Annotated in this window: 20 protein-coding genes, 2 pseudogenes and 1 riboswitch; of the genes and pseudogenes, 9 read left to right on the top strand and 13 right to left on the bottom strand. The window is 53.4% G+C overall.

Annotated features, from left to right (window positions below; translation table 11 throughout):
• Window positions 1-9 precede the first annotated feature (9 nt).
• Genes parE through nudF form a run of 5 tightly spaced genes read right to left on the bottom strand, consistent with a single transcriptional unit; the run spans window position 10 to window position 4,414 of the window.
• A complete protein-coding gene (gene parE / locus AC3G3F_RS08070; protein WP_488394772.1) occupies window positions 10-1,902 on the bottom strand; it encodes a DNA topoisomerase IV subunit B in 1,893 nt (630 codons plus the stop codon).
• A 27-nt stretch (window positions 1,903-1,929) separates the two neighbouring features.
• Entirely contained in the window at window positions 1,930-2,511 is a 582-nt protein-coding gene (gene yqiA, locus AC3G3F_RS08075; RefSeq protein ID WP_000105725.1) for an esterase YqiA, read from the bottom strand.
• Window positions 2,511-3,338: a 3',5'-cyclic-AMP phosphodiesterase gene (gene cpdA / locus AC3G3F_RS08080; RefSeq protein WP_023248569.1), complete on the bottom strand. Its 828-nt coding sequence runs from the start codon at window positions 3,336-3,338 to the stop codon at window positions 2,511-2,513. The genes yqiA and cpdA overlap by 1 nt, the downstream gene beginning before the upstream one ends.
• A 24-nt stretch (window positions 3,339-3,362) precedes the next feature.
• Window positions 3,363-3,785 (bottom strand): DUF1249 family protein, encoded by a 423-nt coding sequence (locus AC3G3F_RS08085; RefSeq protein ID WP_000833404.1) that lies wholly within the window; start codon window positions 3,783-3,785, stop codon window positions 3,363-3,365.
• Entirely contained in the window at window positions 3,782-4,414 is a 633-nt protein-coding gene (gene nudF, locus AC3G3F_RS08090; protein WP_023248570.1) for an ADP-ribose diphosphatase, read from the bottom strand. The genes AC3G3F_RS08085 and nudF overlap by 4 nt, the downstream gene beginning before the upstream one ends.
• 200 nt (window positions 4,415-4,614) lie before the next feature.
• Between nudF and tolC the strand changes: the two genes are divergently transcribed.
• From tolC to AC3G3F_RS08105, 3 genes are all read left to right on the top strand, one after another.
• A complete protein-coding gene (gene tolC, locus AC3G3F_RS08095) occupies window positions 4,615-6,096 on the top strand; it encodes an outer membrane channel protein TolC (protein ID WP_079813161.1) in 1,482 nt (493 codons plus the stop codon).
• Between the two features lie 212 nt (window positions 6,097-6,308).
• On the top strand, window positions 6,309-6,980 hold the full coding sequence (locus tag AC3G3F_RS08100; protein WP_000831528.1) for a DUF1190 family protein: 672 nt from the start codon (window positions 6,309-6,311) through the stop codon (window positions 6,978-6,980).
• A gap of 5 nt (window positions 6,981-6,985) precedes the next feature.
• Window positions 6,986-8,149 (top strand): glutathionylspermidine synthase family protein, encoded by a 1,164-nt coding sequence (locus AC3G3F_RS08105; RefSeq protein ID WP_220573038.1) that lies wholly within the window; start codon window positions 6,986-6,988, stop codon window positions 8,147-8,149.
• Window positions 8,150-8,210: 61 nt separating this feature from the next.
• On the opposite strand, the gene ygiD is transcribed toward AC3G3F_RS08105, so the two are convergent.
• Window positions 8,211-8,999, bottom strand: coding sequence for a 4,5-DOPA-extradiol-dioxygenase (gene ygiD / locus AC3G3F_RS08110; RefSeq protein WP_023248573.1), 789 nt, complete (start codon window positions 8,997-8,999; stop codon window positions 8,211-8,213).
• Window positions 9,000-9,139: 140 nt separating this feature from the next.
• Here ygiD and zupT point away from each other — a divergent pair, with 140 nt between their 5' ends.
• A complete protein-coding gene (gene zupT, locus AC3G3F_RS08115; protein ID WP_023248574.1) occupies window positions 9,140-9,913 on the top strand; it encodes a zinc transporter ZupT in 774 nt (257 codons plus the stop codon).
• A gap of 66 nt (window positions 9,914-9,979) precedes the next feature.
• Here zupT and AC3G3F_RS08120 read toward each other — a convergent pair whose 3' ends face one another.
• Window positions 9,980-10,156 (bottom strand): hypothetical protein, encoded by a 177-nt coding sequence (locus AC3G3F_RS08120; protein ID WP_023248575.1) that lies wholly within the window; start codon window positions 10,154-10,156, stop codon window positions 9,980-9,982.
• 422 nt (window positions 10,157-10,578) lie between these two features.
• On the opposite strand from AC3G3F_RS08120, the pseudogene AC3G3F_RS08125 reads away from it, so the two are divergent.
• A pseudogene (locus AC3G3F_RS08125) lies at window positions 10,579-10,927 on the top strand (aryl-sulfate sulfotransferase N-terminal domain-containing protein); the annotation flags it as partial.
• A 2-nt stretch (window positions 10,928-10,929) separates the two neighbouring features.
• Window positions 10,930-11,070 (top strand): annotated as a pseudogene (locus AC3G3F_RS08130) (protein-disulfide oxidoreductase DsbI); the annotation flags it as partial.
• 65 nt (window positions 11,071-11,135) lie between these two features.
• Here the strand turns inward: AC3G3F_RS08130 and ribB are convergent.
• Window positions 11,136-11,789: a 3,4-dihydroxy-2-butanone-4-phosphate synthase gene (ribB, locus tag AC3G3F_RS08135; protein WP_023248578.1), complete on the bottom strand. Its 654-nt coding sequence runs from the start codon at window positions 11,787-11,789 to the stop codon at window positions 11,136-11,138.
• A 105-nt stretch (window positions 11,790-11,894) separates the two neighbouring features.
• A riboswitch (FMN riboswitch) is annotated at window positions 11,895-12,093 on the bottom strand.
• Between the two features lie 132 nt (window positions 12,094-12,225).
• Here ribB and ubiK point away from each other — a divergent pair.
• Entirely contained in the window at window positions 12,226-12,522 is a 297-nt protein-coding gene (gene ubiK / locus AC3G3F_RS08140) for a ubiquinone biosynthesis accessory factor UbiK (RefSeq protein ID WP_023248579.1), read from the top strand.
• Window positions 12,523-12,595: 73 nt separating this feature from the next.
• On the opposite strand, the gene glgS is transcribed toward ubiK, so the two are convergent.
• The 4 genes from glgS to AC3G3F_RS08160 all read right to left on the bottom strand — a co-directional run bounded on the left by glgS (window position 12,596) and on the right by AC3G3F_RS08160 (window position 19,013).
• Entirely contained in the window at window positions 12,596-12,805 is a 210-nt protein-coding gene (gene glgS / locus AC3G3F_RS08145; RefSeq protein WP_000928925.1) for a cell surface composition regulator GlgS, read from the bottom strand.
• A gap of 465 nt (window positions 12,806-13,270) precedes the next feature.
• Window positions 13,271-14,704: a bifunctional D-glycero-beta-D-manno-heptose-7-phosphate kinase/D-glycero-beta-D-manno-heptose 1-phosphate adenylyltransferase HldE gene (hldE, locus tag AC3G3F_RS08150; protein WP_023248580.1), complete on the bottom strand. Its 1,434-nt coding sequence runs from the start codon at window positions 14,702-14,704 to the stop codon at window positions 13,271-13,273.
• A 47-nt stretch (window positions 14,705-14,751) separates the two neighbouring features.
• Entirely contained in the window at window positions 14,752-17,595 is a 2,844-nt protein-coding gene (gene glnE / locus AC3G3F_RS08155; RefSeq protein ID WP_063390834.1) for a bifunctional [glutamate--ammonia ligase]-adenylyl-L-tyrosine phosphorylase/[glutamate--ammonia-ligase] adenylyltransferase, read from the bottom strand.
• Window positions 17,596-17,711: 116 nt separating this feature from the next.
• Complete coding sequence (locus AC3G3F_RS08160) at window positions 17,712-19,013, bottom strand: CYTH domain-containing protein (RefSeq protein WP_488394777.1); 1,302 nt, start codon at window positions 19,011-19,013, stop codon at window positions 17,712-17,714.
• A gap of 241 nt (window positions 19,014-19,254) precedes the next feature.
• Between AC3G3F_RS08160 and AC3G3F_RS08165 the strand changes: the two genes are divergently transcribed.
• Both AC3G3F_RS08165 and AC3G3F_RS08170 read left to right on the top strand, forming a co-directional pair.
• The gene (locus AC3G3F_RS08165; RefSeq protein WP_001125344.1) at window positions 19,255-19,869 is read left to right on the top strand and encodes a TIGR04211 family SH3 domain-containing protein; all 615 of its coding nucleotides are present in this window, start codon (window positions 19,255-19,257) and stop codon (window positions 19,867-19,869) included.
• Between the two features lie 62 nt (window positions 19,870-19,931).
• Complete coding sequence (locus tag AC3G3F_RS08170; RefSeq protein ID WP_063390835.1) at window positions 19,932-21,173, top strand: multifunctional CCA addition/repair protein; 1,242 nt, start codon at window positions 19,932-19,934, stop codon at window positions 21,171-21,173.
• A gap of 104 nt (window positions 21,174-21,277) precedes the next feature.
• On the opposite strand, the gene bacA is transcribed toward AC3G3F_RS08170, so the two are convergent.
• Window positions 21,278-22,099: an undecaprenyl-diphosphate phosphatase gene (gene bacA / locus AC3G3F_RS08175; protein ID WP_001281933.1), complete on the bottom strand. Its 822-nt coding sequence runs from the start codon at window positions 22,097-22,099 to the stop codon at window positions 21,278-21,280.
• Window positions 22,100-22,128: the final 29 nt, after the last annotated feature.

Genomic DNA, 22,128 nt, shown 5'->3' on the forward strand with positions numbered 1-22,128 from the left:
CAACAACCGTTACACATCCAGATCCGCGAGATCGCCTTTTTCCTGTAGCCAGTTGCGTCGATCTTCAGAACGTTTCTTCGCCAGCAGCATATCCATCATCGTGTTAGTACGCTGATCGTCTTCATCGCTAATGGTGAGCTGCACCAGGCGGCGAGTATTCGGATCAAGCGTGGTTTCGCGTAACTGCATCGGGTTCATTTCACCCAGGCCTTTAAACCGCTGTACGTTCGGCTTGCCTTTCTTACGCTTCAGTTGTTCCAGTACGCCCGCCTTCTCTTCTTCCGTCAGCGCGTAATAGACCTCTTTACCCAAATCAATACGGTATAGCGGCGGCAGCGCGACGTAGACATGTCCATTCTTCACCAGCGCGCGGAAATGTCGGACAAACAGCGCGCAAAGCAGCGTAGCGATGTGCAAACCATCGAAGTCCGCATCCGCCAGGATACAGATCTTGCCGTAGCGCAACTGGCTCAGATCGTCGCTGTCCGGATCGATACCGATTGCCACGGAAATATCATGCACCTCTTGCGAGGCCAGCACTTCATCGGAAGAGACTTCCCAGGTGTTAAGGATCTTACCTTTGAGCGGCATGATCGCCTGATATTCGCGATCGCGCGCCTGCTTGGCGGAACCGCCCGCCGAATCCCCTTCCACAAGGAACAGCTCGGTCCGATTAAGATCCTGCGCGGTACAGTCCGCCAGTTTCCCCGGCAACGCCGGACCGCTGGTGAGCTTTTTGCGCACCACTTTTTTTGCGGCGCGCAGTCGCCGCTGCGCGCTGGCGATCGCCATCTCTGCCAGTTGTTCCGCCGCCTGCACGTTCTGGTTCAGCCACAGGCTGAAGGCATCTTTCACCACGCCGGAAACAAATGCCGCACATTGACGCGACGACAGACGCTCTTTGGTCTGCCCGGCAAATTGCGGGTCCTGCATTTTCACGGAGAGCACATAAGCGCAGCGATCCCAGATATCTTCCGCCGACAGTTTTACGCCGCGCGGCAGAATATTGCGGTATTCGCAAAATTCGCGCATCGCATCCAGCAACCCCTGACGCAGGCCATTCACGTGAGTACCGCCCTGCATGGTTGGGATCAGGTTCACGTAGCTTTCCGTCAGTAATTCGCCGCCTTCCGGCAGCCACAATAGCGCCCAGTCAACCGCTTCCGTTTCACCATTAAAATTACCGATAAACGGTTTTTCCGGCAGCGTCGGCAGGCCGTTTACCGCTTCGCCCAGATAGTCGTTCAGACCATCCTGGTAGCACCAGCGCTGCTCGCTGTTATTCACTTCATCTTTAAAAGTGATTTCCACGCCGGGACACAGCACCGCTTTTGCTTTCAGAACGTGCATTAAGCGAGAGACAGAAAAACGCGGGCTGTCGAAGAAACTTTCGTCCGGCCAGAAATGCACGCTGGTGCCGGTATTACGCTTGCCGCACGTTCCCGTCACCTGCAAATCCTGCACTTTTTCGCCGTTTTCAAACGCGATATTATAGACCTGACCGTCGCGGCGCACGGTCACTTCCACGCGCTTCGACAGGGCATTCACTACCGAAATCCCCACCCCATGCAGACCACCAGAGAACTGATAGTTCTTATTGGAGAATTTACCGCCGGCATGAAGCCGACAGAGGATCAGTTCTACCGCCGGAACCCCCTCTTCCGGATGGATATCCACCGGCATCCCGCGTCCGTCGTCAATAACTTCCAGCGATTGATCGGCATGTAAAATGACATCCACGCGTTTGGCGTGACCTGCCAGTGCTTCATCCACACTGTTATCAATCACTTCCTGACCCAGATGGTTGGGACGGGTCGTATCGGTGTACATCCCCGGGCGGCGGCGTACCGGCTCAAGCCCGGTGAGTACCTCAATGGCATCAGCGTTATAAGTTTGCGTCATGGTTTAATTAGCAATTCGAATTGATTGTCAGCAACTGTGCAGTCCAAGAAAATCGACAATCTGGTTGAAATAATCTTCGAAGCCCGTGAATGCGTGATTACCGCCCTCAGTCACTGTCTGACGGCAGGAGGCGTAATATGCCACCGCCTGGCGGTAATCCAGCACTTCATCGCCCGTCTGTTGCAGTAGCCAGATCAGGTCCGGCGCTTCCAGAGGGTCAATCTGCATGACTTTAAGATCGTAAATATGGCGAGACTCTAGCACATATTGCTGTCCGGTGTAGGGGTTCTCGTTCTGACCGAGATAGTCGGTCAGTAATTCAAAGGGCCGCACCGCCGGGTTGACGACCACAGCCGGTAGCATAAAACATTGCGACAGCCAGGTGGCGTAATAACCACCCAGTGACGATCCTACCAGCCCTAATGGCGCGCCGCCATGCTCAAGCACGAGAGACTCCAGTAGCTCCGCCGCATCGGCAGGATACGGCGGTAGTTGAGGGACGATCATCTCGACGTGTGGATGACGCTCCGCCAGCCAGTTTTTTAGCTGGCACGCTTTTGCCGAGCGAGGGGAACTGTTGAATCCGTGCAAATAGAGAAGCGTAGACATCAGTATCCTTCCGAAGCGGTATCGGGTCGGAACCGGGTATCCTGCAGGCGATGCACTTCCGTCTCCAGGACGCCGTTCGCCTGAAGCACCAGCGTACGCCAGCCCGGCGCGATAGTATCCAGCGTAAAGTTCGCGCAGTGCGGTTTAAACTGTACACAGGTTGACGGCGACGCCAACAGACGGCGTCCGTTCCAGTCGAGATCCAGCTCCTGGTGAATATGTCCGCATAACAGATACTTCACACGCGGGAAATTCGCCAGCACGCTATCCAGCTCACCGGCATTACGCAAGCTGTGCTGATCCAACCAACTGCACCCTGCCGGCAACGGATGGTGGTGCAAAAGGAGCAATGTCTGTCTCTCTGGCGCATCGGCGAGCTTACGCTCAAGCCATTCCAGTTGGAACTCGCTCAGTTCGCCATGCGGAACGCCAAACACTTGGCTATCCAGCAACAAAATCTGCCATTGTTCGCCGATTAACACGCGTTTAGCCGGGGAAATCCCCGCCTCTTGCAGCGCGCTGTACATTGCCGGCTGAAAATCATGATTGCCCGGCAGCCAAACGCAAGGCGCGCGAAAACTTGCGATACCCTCAGCAAAATGCTGATAAGCCGCAGCGGATTGATCCTGCGCCAGATCGCCGGTCGCCACGATCAGATCATATTCATACTGTTGCGCCCGAATAGCCTCCAGCACAGCCTGGTAACTTTCCCAGGTATTGACGCCTAACAGCGTTTCATGCTTTTCGGCAAACAGGTGAGTATCTGTAATTTGTAAAATCCTGACTCGGGCCTCACCAGCCAGAGGTAGGGTTAACAGGCTTTCCAAATGGTGTCCTTAGGTTTCACGACGCTAATAAACCGGAATCGCCATCGCTCCATGTGCTAAACAGAATCGTAGCCAGTCGGCCAGAAACTGATTAATTTGATGCTTTTCGTCGCGTTGATGCAACTTTTTATTTGGATAATCATACCGCGCTTTGAAGCGAAAGATCTGCTGGCTTGAACACACTTCAGCCACCATCGCATCATGGTAGAGGCGCACCGTCAGCGACGGCAGGCTCCAGTAGGTGATGGCTGGCGCCGTTTGCTCGATCGTTACAAGCGTAGTGTATCGGGTCGATTCCACAATCGTTAACCGATATTGTACGTTGCCCACCTGATAGCTCACCGTTTCACCGGGTGCGTCATTGCGCGGCAACAAGCGGCGCAATTGCGAAAAATTGGTTTCGCACAGACGCATCATTTCAGGGAAGTCAGGTGTATAACGCTTCATTTTTTCCACTCGTTTTTTAACTCTTGATGATGTAACTGAAGCCATTGCAAAGCGATGACCGCGGCTGCGTTGTCGATTTTCCCCTCTTCTACCCACTGGTATGCCTGCTCCCGGCTTACCACATGAACCCGAATATCTTCGTTTTCATCCGCCAGACCGTGAATACCTACCGCGGTCGTGGCGTCCACTTCACCCACCAGAATAGATGAGCGCTCGCTGGTTCCTCCAGGACTCGCCAGGTAACTGATAACCGGTCGGGTGCGGCCCACGGTCAGCCCCGCTTCTTCCATCGCCTCACGCCGGGCGACCGCCTCAATGGTTTCGCCTTCTTCTATCATGCCAGCGACCATCTCCAGCAGCCACGGCGTAACGCTTGTGTCATACGCGGCAATACGAATTTGTTCGACCAGCACCACCTCGTCGCGTTCAGGGTCAAAGGGTAGCAAGACGGCAGCGTGCCCGCGCTCAAAAATTTCGCGCTTTACTTCGCCACTCATTTCTCCGTTGAATAAACGATGGCGGAATCGATACATATCTAATGAAAAAAAACCGCGGTAGCGCGTTTCCCGTGCAATAATTTCTACATCGCTTTTGGTGAAAGTAACTGGCAAGTTGTCTGATTTACGCATTGTGCTGCCCTGCTAGCAATAATGATTAAATGATGAATTTCAAGGGTGGTTGACTGCTGTTTTATCACCCTTGTGGTAAATTGGTGCCAATTAAGGCTCGTATGGCACGTAACGCCAACTTTTTGCAGTGGCGGATTCTGCTAGAATCAGCAATTATTTTTACAAATTGATCAGCGCTAAATACTGCTTCACAACAAGGAATGCAAATGAAGAAATTGCTCCCCATCCTTATCGGCCTGAGCCTGTCGGGGTTCAGCACACTAAGCCAGGCAGAGAACCTGATGCAAGTTTATCAGCAAGCACGCCTGAGCAACCCGGAATTGCGTAAATCCGCTGCCGATCGCGATGCTGCATTCGAAAAAATTAACGAAGCGCGTAGTCCTTTACTGCCGCAACTGGGTTTAGGTGCCGACTACACCTACAGCAACGGTTATCGCGATGCGAACGGCATCAACTCCAATCAAACCAGCGCTTCTCTGCAATTAACGCAGACGCTGTTTGATATGTCGAAATGGCGTGGGCTCACCCTGCAAGAAAAAGCAGCAGGCATTCAGGATGTGGCCTATCAGACCGATCAGCAGACGCTGATTCTCAATACCGCGAACGCGTATTTTAAAGTATTGAACGCTATTGATATGCTTTCCTATACCCAGGCGCAAAAAGAGGCTATCTATCGCCAGTTAGATCAAACGACGCAACGTTTTAACGTGGGTCTGGTCGCCATTACCGACGTGCAAAACGCCCGCGCGCAGTATGATACCGTACTGGCGAATGAAGTTACCGCCCGCAACAACCTGGATAACGCGGTAGAAGAGCTGCGCCAGGTGACCGGCAATTATTATCCAGAGCTGGCCTCGCTTAACGTCGAGCATTTTAAAACCGACAAACCTAAAGCAGTTAACGCCCTGCTGAAGGAAGCGGAAAACCGCAACCTGTCGCTGTTGCAGGCGCGTTTGAGTCAGGATCTGGCGCGCGAGCAAATCCGCCAGGCGCAGGACGGTCATCTGCCGACGCTGAATTTAACGGCCTCGACCGGCGTTTCTGATACTTCGTATAACGGTTCTAACACCCACGGTCCAGGTAGCCAGTACGACGATAGCAACATGGGGCAGAATAAAATCGGCCTGAACTTCTCCCTGCCGCTGTATCAGGGGGGGATGGTTAACTCGCAGGTAAAACAGGCGCAGTATAACTTTGTCGGCGCGAGCGAACAGTTGGAAAGCGCGCACCGTAGCGTGGTGCAGACCGTGCGCTCCTCCTTCAACAATATTAACGCGTCTATCAGCAGCATCAACGCCTACAAACAGGCGGTCGTTTCCGCGCAAAGTTCTCTGGACGCGATGGAAGCTGGCTACTCAGTCGGTACGCGTACCATTGTTGACGTACTGGATGCCACCACCACGCTGTATGAAGCCAAGCAGCAACTGGCCAACGCGCGTTATACCTATTTGATTAATCAGTTAAATATCAAATATGCGCTCGGTACGCTGAACGAGCAGGATCTGCTCGCGCTTAACAGTACGTTGGGGAAACCTATCCCGACGTCGCCGGAAAGCGTAGCGCCGGAAACACCAGAGCAGGATGCTGCCGCAGACGGTTATAATGCCCATAGCGCCGCGCCGGCAGTACAGCCGACCGCCGCCCACGCCAACAGCAATAACGGCAATCCATTCCGGCATTGATAAGTTATTCGCTGGCGCTACGCTTATCAGGCCTATGCCCTTGTAGGTCTGGTAAGCGCGGCGCTACCTGTCATGAAGCCGCGCCTGAACGTAAGACAACGTAAAGATCCTGCTATTCCGCCGCATTCTCGCCTTTTCTCGCTTCAATTTCGACCAGTCATCCTCTATTCTGAACGCATGTTGTATTTACCACTGGGTCCTGGAAGACAAATATGAAACGGACAAAATCCATCCATCACGCATCGTTTCGCAAAAGCTGGAGCGCGCGGCATTTAACGCCGGTCGCCCTGGCGGTTACGGCTGTTTTTATGCTGGCTGGCTGTGAAAAAAGCGATGAAACCGTATCGTTGTATCAAAACGCTGATGACTGTTCAGCAGCAAATCCGGGCAAAAGCGCGGAGTGTACAACCGCGTATAACAATGCGCTGAAAGAGGCCGAACGTACTGCGCCTAAGTACGCTACACGCGAAGATTGCGTTGCCGAGTTTGGCGAAGGTCAGTGCCAGCAAGCGCCCGCACAGGCTGGCATGGCGCCGGAAAATCAGGCGCAGGCCCAACAATCCAGCGGCAGTTTCTGGATGCCGCTGATGGCAGGTTACATGATGGGGCGTCTGATGGGCGGCGGCGCAGGCTTTGCGCAACAGCCGCTGTTTAGCTCGAAAAACCCGGCCAGCCCGGCATACGGCAAATATACCGACGCGGCAGGTAAAAACTACGGCGCGGCACAACCGGGCCGGACAATGACCGTACCGAAAACCGCTATGGCGCCGAAGCCTGCGACCACAACAACCGTTACCCGCGGCGGTTTTGGCGAATCCGTCGCCAAACAGAGCACCATGCAGCGTAGCGCTGCCGGTACTTCAACACGTTCGATGGGCGGCTGATACGCATGGAAAGAGTCAGTATTACCGAGCGCCCGGACTGGCGCGATAAAGCGACTGAATACGGGTTTAATTTTCACACGATGTATGGTGAACCGTACTGGTGTGAAGACGCTTATTACAAGTTAACGCTCGCCCAGGTGGAAAAACTGGAAGACGTTACCGCCGAGTTGCACCAGATGTGCCTCAAGGTGGTAGAACGCGTCATCGCCAGCGATGAGCTGATGACGAAGTTTCGTATTCCAAAACATACCTGGGGTTTTGTTCGCCAGTCCTGGCAAACGCAACAACCGTCGCTCTATTCCCGCCTCGATCTGGCCTGGGACGGCATCGGCGAGCCTAAGCTGCTCGAAAATAATGCCGACACGCCAACGTCACTGTATGAAGCGGCGTTTTTTCAGTGGATTTGGCTGGAAGATCAGATCAACGCGGGCAATCTGCCGGAAGGCAGCGATCAGTTTAATAGCCTGCAGGAAAAGCTGATTGAACGCTTTGCTGAACTTCGCGAACAGTACGGTTTTCAGTTGCTGCATCTCACCTGCTGTCGCGATACGGTTGAGGATCGCGGCACCATTCAGTATTTACAGGATTGCGCTGCCGAAGCGGAAATCGCCACCGAATTTCTCTATATCGAAGATATTGGTCTGGGGGAAAAAGGCCAATTTACGGATCTGCAGGATCAGGTCATTGCGAACCTGTTCAAGCTCTATCCGTGGGAATTTATGCTGCGCGAGATGTTTTCCACCAAGCTGGAAGATGCCGGCGTGCGCTGGCTGGAGCCGGCCTGGAAAAGCATTATCTCCAATAAAGCGTTGTTGCCGCTGTTGTGGGAAATGTTCCCGGACCATCCAAATCTGTTGCCTGCGTATTTCGCCGAAGACGAACATCCGCCAATGGATAAATATGTCGTGAAACCGATCTTCTCCCGCGAAGGGGCGAACGTATCGATTATTGAGAACGGTAAAACGATCGAATTCGTGGAAGGCCCGTATGGCGAAGAGGGTATGATCGTGCAACAGTTCTATCCGCTGCCAAAATTCGGCGACAGTTATACCCTGATTGGTAGCTGGCTGATTAACGATCAACCCGCCGGAATTGGTATCCGTGAAGATCGGGCGCTGATCACCCAGGATCTCTCCCGCTTCTATCCGCATATTTTTGTCGAAGGATAGATTCTCCTGTCGGCCCGATGAGCGTAACGCCATCGGGCAATCATTCAGCGCCTTATCCGGCCTACCCCACCTGCACCGACAACATACTTATACTGCCCATCTCAATACCGTCTGCCGGAACCGAGATACGTTCCTTGCCATCCCAGGCGCCAAGTACATACAGCAAAGGTAAAAAGTGTTCCGGCGTCGGGTTCGATAAGGCGCCCCCTTCATGTTGCAGATAATTCACCAGCGGGTGCTGTTCTACCGGCCCCTGCCATGCCAGGTTCGCCTTTACATACTCATTAAACGAGACGGCCCATGGATAAGGCGCATTCTCACCGTGCCAACGCACAGTCCGCAGGTTATGAACCACATTCCCGCTAGCTACCAGCATCACGCCTTCGTCACGCAGCGTCGCCAGTTTACGACCCGCCTCAAAATGCCATGCCGCCGGCTTGGTACTATCAACGCTAAGCTGCACCACCGGAATATCCGCATTCGGGTACATCTTGATCAATACGCCCCAGGAGCCGTGATCAAATCCCCACGCCTCTTTATCGAGCGCGACGGGAACGGGCGCCAACAATTCAACCAGACGCTGCGCCAGCGCAGGCGATCCAGGAGCCGGATAATGCGTGTCATACAGCGCCTGCGGAAAACCGCCAAAATCATGGAGAGTTTGCGGCCTTTCCATCGCTGTAACGCCCGTCCCGCGGGTGTACCAGTGCGCCGACACCACCACTATCGCCTGTGGTCGCGGTAAGGCTTCCCCCAATCGCCGCCAGGCGCGGGTATAATCGTTATCGTCCAGCACGTTCATCGGGCTGCCATGCCCCAAAAACAATGCTGGCATACGCGTTAAAGACATGATGTTATCCTTACAGGAAAGACATTTTGTTAACATCACCATACGCTTTCTTCACAGAGGAAGAACTCAGATAACCATGATGAAGATCATCAGTTATTTTGAAGGTCAGGTTCGGACGGCAAATTGATAAGGAGTAATGAATGTCAGTACCACTTATTCTGACCTTACTGGCGGGCGCCGCCACCTTTATTGGCGCGTTTCTTGGCGTTCTCGGCCAAAAACCGTCTAATCGCGTGCTGGCTTTTTCGCTGGGCTTCGCCGCAGGCATCATGTTGCTCATCTCGCTGATGGAGATGCTGCCCGCCGCGCTTGACACCGATGGAATGTCGCCCGTACTGGGCTACGGGATGTTTATTATCGGCCTGTTAGGCTACTTCGGGCTGGATCGCCTGCTTCCTCACGCTCACCCGCAGGATCTGGTGCAAAAAAGGCAGCAGCCGATTCCCGGCTCAATAAAACGTACCGCGATTTTATTGACGCTCGGCATTAGCCTGCACAACTTTCCGGAAGGGATCGCCACCTTTGTCACCGCCAGCAGCAATCTGGAACTGGGTTTCGGCATCGCACTGGCGGTGGCGTTGCACAATATTCCTGAAGGTCTGGCGGTCGCGGGCCCGGTTTATGCCGCGACGGGCTCAAAACGTACCGCGATTTTTTGGGCCGGAATCTCCGGCATGGCGGAGATTCTTGGCGGCGTGCTGGCGTGGCTGATTTTGGGCAGTCTGGTTTCGCCGATCGTCATGGCGGCTATCATGGCGGCGGTCGCTGGCATTATGGTGGCGCTCTCCGTCGATGAACTGATGCCGCTGGCAAAAGAGATCGATCCTAACAATAATCCCAGCTATGGCGTGCTTTGCGGCATGTCCGTCATGGGGCTTAGTCTCGTCATTTTGCAGACGATAGGCATCGGTTAAGAGAAACGTCGCGCCGGATGTAACCCTTTAGTCAGGCAACATCCGGCTGCCCGGCGAGGATATGCGCTATTTCTGCTCATTCATCACGCTGCCGCCTTCGTTCGTCTGGTGAAAACGTTTCGTTCGCGCTTCAAGTAATGCATCTCTGTCCTGCCGAAACGCTCTGCAATAACGCTTCATATGGCAAACATACCCTATCACCACAAGAGCAATTAATATTATCCAGTACCAGGCAATAAACATCCTTTTTACCCTTAAAATTTAACAACACTAAACATTTAACGTTAAAATTTTACATACCATTATTTTGACGTATTCATATACTGGCATATTTGTGGAACAAATAAATGATTTTGATCATATAAATCAGTAGTGAAATCCAATAATGAAAAAAGTATTAAGCAGAAAACAATGTCGATAATGTCACACTTTACACTAATTTATAGTGTTCTTAAAATACCCTTCTCCTACTGTCAACTCATAAACGAAATTAAAGAATATGGATGCAGAGTATATTTTAAAATAAGCAATAGCATCATGCCTTATATTTAAATACCAATCATTTATCATCCATAAAAAATAGCATATTTATAAGTATTATATTTAGAAGTTGTACATAAGGATATATATCTATCCTTGACCAATACCGAAAAAAATACTTATCGGCGCAGACCGCAGGAATATTAGGCGCAGTCGTTGTCGATCCTTACAGAAATGCCCCGCTCACCGCACTGATGGAATTAGATAGCCATATTATTTCAGACGTCAAAGTTACTGCACATGGCAGAGAGGAAGACGTGTTCCTGTTACTATACCGTTGAGAAAGAGACTTTAGAAACATATGATGGTATTCCTATTTTTGGCCTTTACCAGAAATTTTCCAACAACGTCACGGTAGAATATAAAGGAAACGGCAAAGCTATGAAGGATAACTATGTGGTGCAGACGTCCACCATCGTCAACCATTATATGGATAACCGTTTTATTTCAGATAGCCAGCAAACGAAAGTTATTACGATGACTGGTACCTGCTCCCGCCCTGGCACTTTATGAATATGGCGCAGGCATGCCTGTTGGCCTCTGGGCTGTACCTGATTCTGCTGGTCATAAGCGACACCTGGGTGATAAAACTCTCCAGAGGTAAAACCCGCGCGTAATAACAAAAAACCGAAGCGTTTTAGCTTCGGTTTTTTTCATCATGACGACAGACGTCGCCATCCGATTAACTCACCTTACGCTCATGCGCCAGACGATAAGCCACCAGATCTTCAATCGTGACAACAGCCATATTATGCTGGGCTGCAAACGCGATACACTCCGGCGCACGCGCCATCGTCCCATCGTCGTTAGTCAGCTCGCACAGTACGCCTGCAGGTTTAAAACCGGCCAGCGTCATCAGATCGATGGTCGCCTCCGTATGGCCGCCGCGCGTCAGCACGCCGCCCGCCTGAGCGCGCAGTGGGAAAACGTGACCCGGACGGTTAAGATCGGACGGTTTTGCGCCATCTGCGATGGCGGCACGCACCGTCGTCACACGGTCAGCGGCGGATACGCCGGTAGTCACGCCTTCTGCGGCTTCAATGGTCACGGTAAAACCAGTGCCGTAGGCGCTGGTGTTGTTTTCCACCATCATTGGCAAGTCAAGCTGCTTACGGCGCTCTTCAGTAATGCACAGGCAAACAATACCGCTACCGTGACGAATGGTTAACGCCATCTGTTCTACGGTCATCGTCTCTGCGGGGAAAATCATATCGCCTTCGTTTTCACGGTCTTCATCATCAAGCACCATGACACCGCGTCCTTCACGCAGCGCATCCAGTGCAAGTTCAACACGGTCAAAAGGCGTACCAAAAGAGGAAAGTAGCGTCTGATTCATGGTAAAAAAACCTCATTAACATTATGGTTACCAGAATCAGGGCAGTCTTAGGAGTGCCGACAAGCGGCAAAAAAATAACGTGAGCGGGTCCATGCCCGACTGGATCGTTACCCTCTCCCATCCGGACTTTAACCGTCGGCCCCGGAATTACACCGGATCTGCTGACCTTTTCGCTATTGCAAAAAGCGCTCGCGGGCTTTCAACCCGTTCTTCGCATTTCGTCACGGCGCACCGTAATGAGAAACGCGTTAAACATCGTTGATTTACCGCCGGTGGGGAATTTCGCCCCGCCCTGAGAATAAGCGGGTTAACTATAACGCTATTGACTACCTTCATCAACGCCTTTACTCCGTATAGCGTCACACAATTCTGGTTTATGGCGTCCACATATCGCACTACAATAAGAGCTAACACTTACCAGTTCAGGGAAACCACAATGATTGACCCGAAAAAAATTGAGCAAATCGCACGCCAGGTTCATGAATCAATGCCGAAAGGTATTCGCGAGTTCGGGGAAGATATCGAGAAGAAAATCCGTCAAACGCTGCAATCTCAACTGACGCGTCTCGATCTGGTGAGCCGCGAAGAGTTTGATGTCCAGACTCAGGTTTTGCTGCGCACCCGGGAAAAACTGGCGCTGCTGGAGCAACGCCTCAGCGAACTGGAAGCTCGCGACAAACCACAGGAAGTAAAACCTGCGCCCGCCATTCCGCCAGTCGATCCACAAGAGTAAAAACGTGAACGGGCCTGACGGCCCGCTCATATAAGATCTTAATCATGCCCTGCGCCGGTAAAGGGAGCCAGGGTTAGTGTTCTAATTCTAACTTTTTCGCCTGAGTCGCCTGCTGACAGTAAAGCGCGTAACGCTTGCAAAACCAGTCGCGGTGCTCCTCGTCCATATTGCCGGTTACAGCCTGGATATCAACAGGACGCCCCTCCGCCTGCATTCTGGCAAAGCTGCGCGCCAGAAAATCGAAATTATTTAATGAATAGACGTTATTATTGTTCATCAGCATACCCTCCAGTGATTGAATTCTGTTAAGGCTATATGCTTTTTCTAATTTCAGTATTTCTCTATATGTACGACGGTTTTATACATAACGTGCGCAAATTTAATGCGCAAAATCACAATTTCCACCAAATATGACGGCGTATAAATATCTTGCGGGCTTAAGAGCTGGACGCTCACCAACAATCGCGATATCAGCAAGGGGCTGAAACGGGAACCCCCTACCAAAGAAGTGGCTTTAATAAGGAAAGGGTTATGATGCAACAGGTCATCATACTGATTGGTCTGTTACCGATAAGTTTCGCAGCTTACTAACAGCCAATCAGAGGGGGAGAGATCCCCTCTCACCCTTATTCCTTTATTTTAGGTCGAAAAAAAGCAGCGTTAACCGCGATATACGCGTCGAAACGAAATGTCCGACGCGCCTTCAAATTCAGCGCCCACAGCGTCTGTAACGCCTGATGGCGCGATTTTACTTCTCGCTCTCAGTCTGGATCTTTTTGATGATATTGGTCGTTGAACAACCATCTTCGAAGTTCAGCACCATGACTTCGCCGCCGTTGGCCCAGACCTCTTCGCTGCCCGCAATCTCTTCCGGCTTATAGTCACCGCCTTTTACCAGCAGATCTGGCAGAATACCGGCAATCAGTCGTTGCGGCGTATCCTCTTCAAATGAGACAACCCAGTCAACCGACTCCAGCGCACCCAGCACGATCATACGCTGTTCGAGCGGATTAACCGGACGGCTTTCGCCTTTCAGACGTTTGGTCGAGGCGTCACTATTGACCGCAACAATCAGGCGGTCGCCCAGTTTGCGCGCGTTCGCCAGATAAGAGACGTGGCCCGCGTGCAGAATATCGAAAACGCCGTTGGTCATGACCACTTTCTCGCCACGCTTACGCGCGCTGGCGACGGCCTGTTTCAGCTCCTCTTCGGTCATGACGCCGAAGCCGGTATCCGCGCGTCCGCGCACTGCGTTTTCCAGCTCAATAGGGGAAACCGTTGACGTCCCGAGTTTACCCACCACTACGCCCGCCGCCGCATTGGCGAAATAGCACGCCTCTTCCAGAGTATTTCCCGCCGCCAGCGTCGCCGCCAGCACGCCGATCACCGTATCGCCCGCACCGGTAACATCATAAACTTCCTGCGCCTGCGTCGGCATATGTAGCGGCGCTTTATTCGGTTGCAGCAGCGTCATTCCCTGCTCGGAACGCGTGACCAACAACGCGGAAAGGTCGTAATCGGCAATGAGCTTCATGCCGCGTTCAACCAGTTCGTCTTCACTTTTACATTTCCCCGCGACCGCCTCAAATTCAGAAAGGTTTGGCGTCAGTAGCGTAGCGCCGCGGTAACGTTCAAAATCCGTTCCTTTCGGATCGATGAGCACCGGCACGTCCGCCTGGCGAGCCAGGGCAATCATAGTCTGCACGCTGGTCAGAGCGCCTTTGGCATAATCGGACAATACCAGCGCGCCGATCGATCCCAGCGCCTGGTTGATACGCTCATGTAACGGCTGCGGGTCCACCCCCTCAAAGCCTTCTTCAAAATCAAGACGAATGAGCTGCTGATTACGTGACAGCACGCGCAGTTTGGTAATCGTCGGATGCGTCGGCACAGAAACGAAGTCGCACTTCACATTGACCTCCGCCAACGTTTTGCTCAGCGCGCGCGCGGCGTCATCAATACCCGTCAGGCCGACCAGACGGGCGTTCGCTCCCAGAGACGCAATGTTCATCGCCACGTTCGCCGCGCCGCCCGGACGTTCCTCAACGGTATTCACCTTAACAACCGGCACCGGCGCTTCCGGTGAAATACGGCAAGTAGGGCCATACCAGTAGCGATCCAGCATTACATCACCCACAACCATGACGCCTGCACGTTCAAACGCTGGCAGATTTACTTTCATTCCTGTCTCCTGAGAGATTCAAAATTTGCGCGCGATAATAGCATAATTCAGACGGCTACCAGCCACTTCCGCCAGCTTGCCTGCACCAGCGCGCGCTCTTTACTAAAACACGTCTGCGCCACATGGCCGGGAAGCTCCTGCAACGCCAGATGATGCAGTTCATCACGCAGTGTGGTGTAGGCTACCGTCAGCGCCTGCGCTTCCTGTTCATCCATAATGCCGTTTTGCGCCAGAAGATCCAGGATGCGCACGTTATCAGACCAGCGCGTTAATTTAGGTTTTTCATGAGCGTAGCGCAGTACCAAATATTGCGCGATAAACTCAATATCCGTAATACCGCCTTCATCAGCTTTAATATCAAAACGATCGCGATACTTATTGCCGAGATGTGCCCGCATTTTCTCACGCATTTCACGCACTTCAGTCTGCAATGTCTTGCCGTCGCGCGCCGTCGTCATGATAGTGCGGCGTACCGCATCAAACTGTGAGGTAAGCTGCGGGTCGCCATATACCACGCGAGCGCGCACCAACGCCTGATGTTCCCAGGTCCAGGCTTCATGCTGCTGATAATCGGCAAACGCGTCCGCTGAAGTCACCAGCATTCCCGCCGCGCCAGAGGGGCGTAGACGCGCATCCACCTCATACAAAATGCCGGAGGAGGTGCGCGTACTGAACAGATGCATAATGCGCTGCGCCAGGCGCAGATAAAACTGTCGCCCATCGATTTCGCGTTCGCCGTTAGTCATAACGTCCATCGGACAGTCATGCAGGAAGATAAGATCCAGATCGGAACTGTAGCCCAGCTCCCATCCGCCCAACTTGCCATAGCCGACGACCGCGAATCCCCGCCCCTGACGATCATCCAGATGCGTTGGTTGACCATAACGCGCGACCATCTGCGTCCACGCCTGCTGTACTACAGCATCAATCATCGCCTCCGCCAGCCAGGTGAGGTGATCGCTCACTTTCATCACTGGCAGCGTACCGGCAATATCCGCCGCCGCAATCCGCAAAAGCTGCGCCTGTTTAAACTGGCGTAATGCTTCCAGTTGCTGTTCTTCGTCCTCTTCCGGCACGCGCAGCAAATATTGGCGTAATTCGTCGCGGTAAGCGTCGGTAGCCGTCGGCTGATAAAGCGTACCGGGGTCGAGCAGTTCATCAAGCAACAACGGATAGCGCGCCAGTTGGCTCGCTATCATTGGCGAAGCGGCGCAGAGCATAATCAGGTGTTTCAGCGCGCCGGGAAATTCACTCAGCAGCTCCAGATAGGTGGTGCGGGTGACAATCCCCGCCAACAACGGCGTGATACGCGATAGCGTAACGGCGGCGTCTTTGCGGGAACAGACGTCGGCAAGCAAGTGCGGCATCAGTTGGTCCAGCACCTGCCGCCCGCGCGGGCCGATAGGGCGTTTATCCAGTTCCTTACGGAAGTCAGCGATGAGGGTCAGAACCTGTCGCCGATCCTCATCGGCTAAATGCGCCAGCACTGGCGTCGAATCATCCTCCTGTAGCGCATCCTGCCATACTTCACGCCACGGCTCTGAACGCTCTTCCTCCTGCGGGGTATCGGCCTCATCATCGCCAATTAATTCGTTGAATACGCGGCGTACGTTAGCCATATGATCCGTCAGTTTACCAACAAGCTGCGGCCAGTTATTCGTATTCATCCCCCAGGCCAGCCGCGCCCGATTCAGATCGTCGGCAGGCAACGTTTGCGTCTGTTCGTCATTGATGCTTTGCAGCAGATTCTCCAGGCGACGTAAAAAAAGATAGGCCGCACGCAATTGCGCCACGTCATTCTCAGGCAGCAAATGCAACGCCGTGATAGCATTTAACGTCGGCAGTAACGAACGCGACTGTAGCGACGGCTCGCGTCCGCCGCGGATCAACTGGAATACCTGCACGATAAACTCAATTTCACGAATACCGCCCGCGCCAAGTTTAATGTTGTCTTTCAAACCGCGGCGGCGCACTTCGCGGGCGATCATCCCTTTCATATTGCGTAGCGACTGGATGACGCTGAAATCGATATAGCGGCGGAAAACGAAAGGCCGCAGCATGGCGCGTAATTCACGAGACCAGGCGTCGTCGTTATCGCCCATGAGCCGCGCTTTCACCATGGCGTAACGTTCCCAGTCACGTCCTTGTTCCTGATAGTAATCCTCCAGCGCGGCAAAACTCAGCACCAGCGGGCCGCTGTCGCCAAACGGTCGCAGGCGCATGTCAACCCGATAGACAAAACCATCCATTGTGGGCTGATCCAGCGCTTTGATCAGCCGCTGCCCGAGACGCGTAAAGAACTGGGCGTTATCGAGTTCACGACGCCCACCCCGGGTCGCGCCATGTTCCGGCCAGACGAAAATCAGATCGATATCAGAAGAAAAATTCAGTTCGCCGCCGCCCAGCTTGCCCATGCCTAAAATCAGCAGCGGTTGCGGAACGCCCTGCGGGTTACAGGGGGTCCCCCATTCGCGGCAACAGGCGGCATACAGCCAGTCGCGCGCGCCAATAATGAGCGTCTCCGCCAGATGGCTCAACTGCTGTAAAATAGTCTCATCTTCCACCAGCGACAGCGCCTGCGCCCAGGCGATGCGTACCATAATGCGACGACGAAAAAGCCTCAGTTCACGCATCAGCGAGGCGTCGTCACAGACACCTGCCAATGCCTCCTGTAACCAGCCAGCATAATGTTGCCATTCATCAGCCTGCGGCGATGCGGATTCCAGTTCGGCAAGCCACTCTGGATGCGCTATCACGCTGTCCAGCGCAAAATCGCTAAATGTAAGTACTGACTTCGCCTGCGCGCTAAGCGATGTCTCAGTAAATCCTTCTGGTAGGCGCTCAACAACGGTCTGCCAGTACTGCGATAAGGGTGAAGAGAGCGGCGTCATTTAGGGATATCCTTTAAATAATGCCAGATGGCGGCGTTTCGCCTTATCCGGCCTACAAGTCCGCATACCGTAAGCCTGATAAGCGCAGCGCCATCAGGCACTTTCTACGGTTCTGATTATCGTTTTCCGCTGTGCAACCAGAACGGTTGCTGGTTAATGGCCTCATTACGGAAATGTTCAATTTCAATACGTTGCCCGGTAATAATGGCGTGACGCAATCCCTGCCAGTTCTCCAGCCATGCCTGCGCAACCATCGCATCATAATATCCCGCCAGCAGTAAAACGCTGTCGATATCGCGAGTCAAACGCGGCAACTGGTCGCGATACTTATCACCCAGCGGTTGTCCAAAAACGTTTTTTAATTCAGCAGCATGACGAGAAAGATGAATGTCGGCGAAACGCTTAAAAGAGTCGGCTATTCTGGCCTGCGCCTTCGCGTCCAGAAATGGCTGCCAGGCTTTCGTCACCAGCCATTCCGTCAACGCCAGTTTCGCCATCGCCGTTTGCGTACTATAAACGGCTGTGACGGCGGACACCGCTGATGTCATCGTCGCTTCCGCCTGGGTAAGCAGATCACGTAAGTGAGCGCTCGCTTTACGCGGAACAATGCCACCAAAGAGCATTAAGGCATGGCGCACCAACCCTATTGCGTCCAGCACGTGCTCTTTCGCTGACTCGTCGCCGCGCAGCCAGAGCTCTTCATGGTACTGCCACTGTGACAACGCCAGATCCAGCGAGGCCTCCAGTCCTTGTTCTACAGTGGCTTTTGCGGCAGTCCGCAGAATTGCCGTTGGTGTATTCTCTCGCGGCGCATTCCCCTGCGCCAGGTGATAACCTCGCGCCGCCTTACTCAGACTGCCCTGACGCAAACCGATTTGCGACAGCAGTTGCTTCGCCAGCTTTAATACGGCGCGCGTATCGCCGCGAAGCAACTCAAGCTCCAGTTCACAAATCGGTTCGGCAAACTCGCCCGCTTTTACGTCGCCGAGATCGAGCGCAATTTCAATCTTGCTACCGTCAACGTCCAGGCACCATTTTTCGCGGTAAAAATCGGTGCTGAACAGCGGTTGTACGCTTGATGCCAGGCCAACGGGCAGTTTGCCGTCCGGCCAGACCTCCGCCGGGAGTTGCGTCAGATCCAGAACGGGTTCGCTTAGCGCGACATTGTATTCGGGTCGCTGGTGCAGCCCGCCGGTTACCCGGCCGGCAATTTTCATGGTCATTTCATAGCGCCCATTTTCACCACGAATACGCAGTCCCATATCGTGGCGGCGTAGCCAGTTATCAGGCGTTTCGTAGTAGATATTCAGCAACTGGCTGGGCGCATGATGCTCGCCGCCGAGCGTATGAAGATGATTTCGCAGCGCATCTACGGCGTCGTGATTGACGATAAACTTTAATTCGATTTCCTGAGCCATGGCCTTGTACTTATTGGTTATGTCACATATGGGAAGATTGTTGGCGAACTTACCCGCATTATTTTTGTCAGTAGATAGTATTTTGCGCCAAATTGCCATGCAACGAGCAATTTGACGGGCGTAAAAGTTTGACGTAGCGGCAAAGGCGACACAGATGATTCCGATTGATGTCGACTGCTTTGCGTAGCGACACTGATGCCGTTACTATCGTTCCACTTTCTCTGACAATAACGACAGCCTGATGCCAAAATTACGCCTGATTGGACTAACTTTACTTGCGCTTAGCGCCACCGCCGTCTCTCATGCTGAAGAGACGCGTTACGTTTCTGATGAACTGAATACCTGGGTCCGCAGCGGTCCGGGAGATAATTATCGCCTCGTGGGTACCGTCAACGCCGGCGAGGAAGTCACGCTCTTACAGAGCGATGCCAACTATGGTCAAATCAAAGACAGTTCTGGTCGTACTGCCTGGATACCGTTAAAAGAACTGAATACCACGCCAAGCCTGCGTACCCGCGTGCCGGATCTGGAGAATCAGGTCAAAACGTTGACCGATAAACTCAACAATATTGATACCACGTGGAATCAGCGCACCGCCGACATGCAGCAGAAAGTGGCGCAAAGCGACAGCGTCATCAACGGGCTAAAAGAAGAGAACCAGAAGCTGAAAAACGAGCTGATTGTGGCGCAGAAAAAAGTTAGCGCCGCGAATCTGCAACTGGATGACAAACAGCGCACCATTATTATGCAGTGGTTTATGTATGGCGGCGGCGTGTTGGGCATTGGCTTGCTGTTAGGGCTGGTGCTGCCGCATATGATCCCAAGTCGTAAACGCAAAGACCGCTGGATGAACTAAATCGCCTTCTCCGCCGCACTGTCTTATCATTAGGAAATGATCGTTTTTAAAAGGAAAATGGCGTGAAGATTTATCTGGTCGGTGGTGCGGTTCGGGATGCGTTGTTAGGGCTACCGGTTAAAGATAAAGATTGGGTCGTTGTCGGCGCCACGCCGCAGGAGATGCTCGATGCGGGCTACCAGCAGGTAGGCCGTGATTTTCCCGTGTTTCTCCATCCGCAAACTCACGAAGAATACGCGCTGGCGCGTACCGAGCGTAAATCCGGCTCCGGCTACACGGGCTTCACCTGCTATGCCGCGCCGGACGTTACCCTGGAAGCCGATCTCCAGCGCCGCGATCTGACCATTAACGCTCTGGCGCGCGACGATGACGGCCAGATTATCGACCCTTACCACGGGCGCCGGGATCTGGAGACGCGTCTACTGCGCCATGTCTCTCCCGCGTTTGGCGAAGATCCCTTGCGCGTATTGCGCGTGGCGCGTTTTGCCGCCCGTTACGCCCATCTTAGTTTCCGTATCGCCGATGAAACACTGGCGTTAATGCGCGAAATGACCGCGGCAGGCGAGCTGGAACATCTGACGCCGGAACGGGTATGGAAAGAGACGGAAAATGCGCTTACCACCCGCAATCCGCAAATTTACTTCCAGGTATTACGCGACTGCGGCGCCCTGCGCGTCCTGTTTCCGGAAATCGACGCCCTGTTTGGCGTGCCCGCGCCGGCAAAGTGGCATCCGGAAATTGATACCGGAGTTCATACGTTGATGACGCTGTCGATGGCCGCCATGCTCAGTCCGCAGCTTGATGTCCGTTTCGCCACGCTTTGTCATGATCTGGGCAAAGGCTTAACGCCGAAAAATCTCTGGCCACGCCATCACGGCCACGGCCCGGCGGGCGTGAAGCTGGTCGAACAGTTATGCCAGCGTTTGCGCGTCCCCAATGACCTGCGTGATTTAGCTAAACTGGTCGCCGAGTACCACGATCTGATCCACACCTTTCCAATACTCCAGCCGAAAACAATCGTTAAGCTGTTTGACGCCATTGATGCATGGCGTAAACCGCAGCGCGTCGAGCAGATTGCGCTGACCAGCGAGGCCGACGTCCGTGGGCGTACCGGCTTTGAAGCGTCGGATTACCCGCAGGGGCGCTGGCTGCGCGAAGCCTGGCAGGTAGCGCAGGCGGTACCGACTAAAGGGGTGGTGGAGGCCGGATTTAAGGGCATCGAGATTCGCGAGGAGCTGACTAAGCGACGAATTGCAGCGGTTACCAGTTGGAAAGAGAAGCGCTGCCCGAAACCCGCCAGCTAAACGCCATCCGGCACGCTAAATTGCCTGATGGCGCTGCGCTTATCAGGCCGACAAAACAGTTAGGCCGGACAAGGCGGTACGCCGCCATCCGGCACGGTCAATCATCAGAAGAAGACGACGTAAACGGCAGCCGCCACCACAAAGCGGTAAATCGCAAACGGAATAAACGAGATACGCTTAATCAGTTGCAGGAAGGTTTTGATGGCGATCAGCGCGACCACAAACGCCGTCACAAAGCCCACCGCAAACATCGGAATATCCGCTGCGGTCAGGAATGACCAACTTTTGTAGAGATCCAGAACCGTTGCGCCCATCATCATCGGCACAGCCAGTAAGAACGAGAACTCAGAGGCGGCGTAACGGCTGACGCCCATCAGCATCCCACCGGAAATGGTCGCTCCGGAACGCGAGAAACCCGGCCACAGCGCCAGACACTGGAAACAGCCAATCATAAACGCCTGACGATACGTCATATCATCCAGCCCCGGCGCGCGCGGCTCTTTCGGCTTCAGGCACTCGGCAGCAATCAGCAACAGGCCGCCCACCACCAGCGCGTACATCACATTAATCGGGTTAAATAGCGACTTGATCGTGTCATGAAAGACTAACCCGAGCACCACCGCCGGAATCATGCCCAGCAGGATGTGAATCAACGTTAATCGGCCTTTACTTTCACCTTCACGCTGTAGCGGGCGACCAAAGTGAATACCGATTAGGCCAAACAACCGCCGCCAGAACATCACCACGACCGCCAGAATAGATCCAAGTTGAATCACCACTTCAAACGTCTTGGCCGTATCGCCTTCAAACCCCAGCAGATGACCCACAATAATCATATGGCCCGTGCTGGATACCGGCAAAAACTCCGTCAATCCTTCGACCACACCCAAAATTGCCGCAATCAGCAGCGAGTGCATATCGCTCATCAATAAACCCCTAAAATGAAAAACACTGC

It is taken from the genome of Salmonella sp. FC25216, assembly GCF_057751355.1.

Excerpts from the sequence above, each read along its gene's own strand:
- parE (WP_488394772.1), bottom strand. The coding sequence starts at position 1,902 with ATGACGCAAACTTATAACGCTGATGCCATTGAGGTACTCACCGGGCTT.
- yqiA (WP_000105725.1), bottom strand. The coding sequence starts at position 2,511 with ATGTCTACGCTTCTCTATTTGCACGGATTCAACAGTTCCCCTCGCTCG.
- AC3G3F_RS08085 (WP_000833404.1), bottom strand. The coding sequence starts at position 3,785 with ATGAAGCGTTATACACCTGACTTCCCTGAAATGATGCGTCTGTGCGAA.
- nudF (WP_023248570.1), bottom strand. The coding sequence starts at position 4,414 with ATGCGTAAATCAGACAACTTGCCAGTTACTTTCACCAAAAGCGATGTA.
- tolC (WP_079813161.1), top strand. The coding sequence starts at position 4,615 with ATGCAAATGAAGAAATTGCTCCCCATCCTTATCGGCCTGAGCCTGTCG.
- AC3G3F_RS08100 (WP_000831528.1), top strand. The coding sequence starts at position 6,309 with ATGAAACGGACAAAATCCATCCATCACGCATCGTTTCGCAAAAGCTGG.
- AC3G3F_RS08105 (WP_220573038.1), top strand. The coding sequence starts at position 6,986 with ATGGAAAGAGTCAGTATTACCGAGCGCCCGGACTGGCGCGATAAAGCG.
- ygiD (WP_023248573.1), bottom strand. The coding sequence starts at position 8,999 with ATGTCTTTAACGCGTATGCCAGCATTGTTTTTGGGGCATGGCAGCCCG.
- zupT (WP_023248574.1), top strand. The coding sequence starts at position 9,140 with ATGTCAGTACCACTTATTCTGACCTTACTGGCGGGCGCCGCCACCTTT.
- AC3G3F_RS08120 (WP_023248575.1), bottom strand. The coding sequence starts at position 10,156 with ATGTTTATTGCCTGGTACTGGATAATATTAATTGCTCTTGTGGTGATA.
- ribB (WP_023248578.1), bottom strand. The coding sequence starts at position 11,789 with ATGAATCAGACGCTACTTTCCTCTTTTGGTACGCCTTTTGACCGTGTT.
- ubiK (WP_023248579.1), top strand. The coding sequence starts at position 12,226 with ATGATTGACCCGAAAAAAATTGAGCAAATCGCACGCCAGGTTCATGAA.
- glgS (WP_000928925.1), bottom strand. The coding sequence starts at position 12,805 with ATGCTGATGAACAATAATAACGTCTATTCATTAAATAATTTCGATTTT.
- hldE (WP_023248580.1), bottom strand. The coding sequence starts at position 14,704 with ATGAAAGTAAATCTGCCAGCGTTTGAACGTGCAGGCGTCATGGTTGTG.
- glnE (WP_063390834.1), bottom strand. The coding sequence starts at position 17,595 with ATGACGCCGCTCTCTTCACCCTTATCGCAGTACTGGCAGACCGTTGTT.
- AC3G3F_RS08160 (WP_488394777.1), bottom strand. The coding sequence starts at position 19,013 with ATGGCTCAGGAAATCGAATTAAAGTTTATCGTCAATCACGACGCCGTA.
- AC3G3F_RS08165 (WP_001125344.1), top strand. The coding sequence starts at position 19,255 with ATGCCAAAATTACGCCTGATTGGACTAACTTTACTTGCGCTTAGCGCC.
- bacA (WP_001281933.1), bottom strand. The coding sequence starts at position 22,099 with ATGAGCGATATGCACTCGCTGCTGATTGCGGCAATTTTGGGTGTGGTC.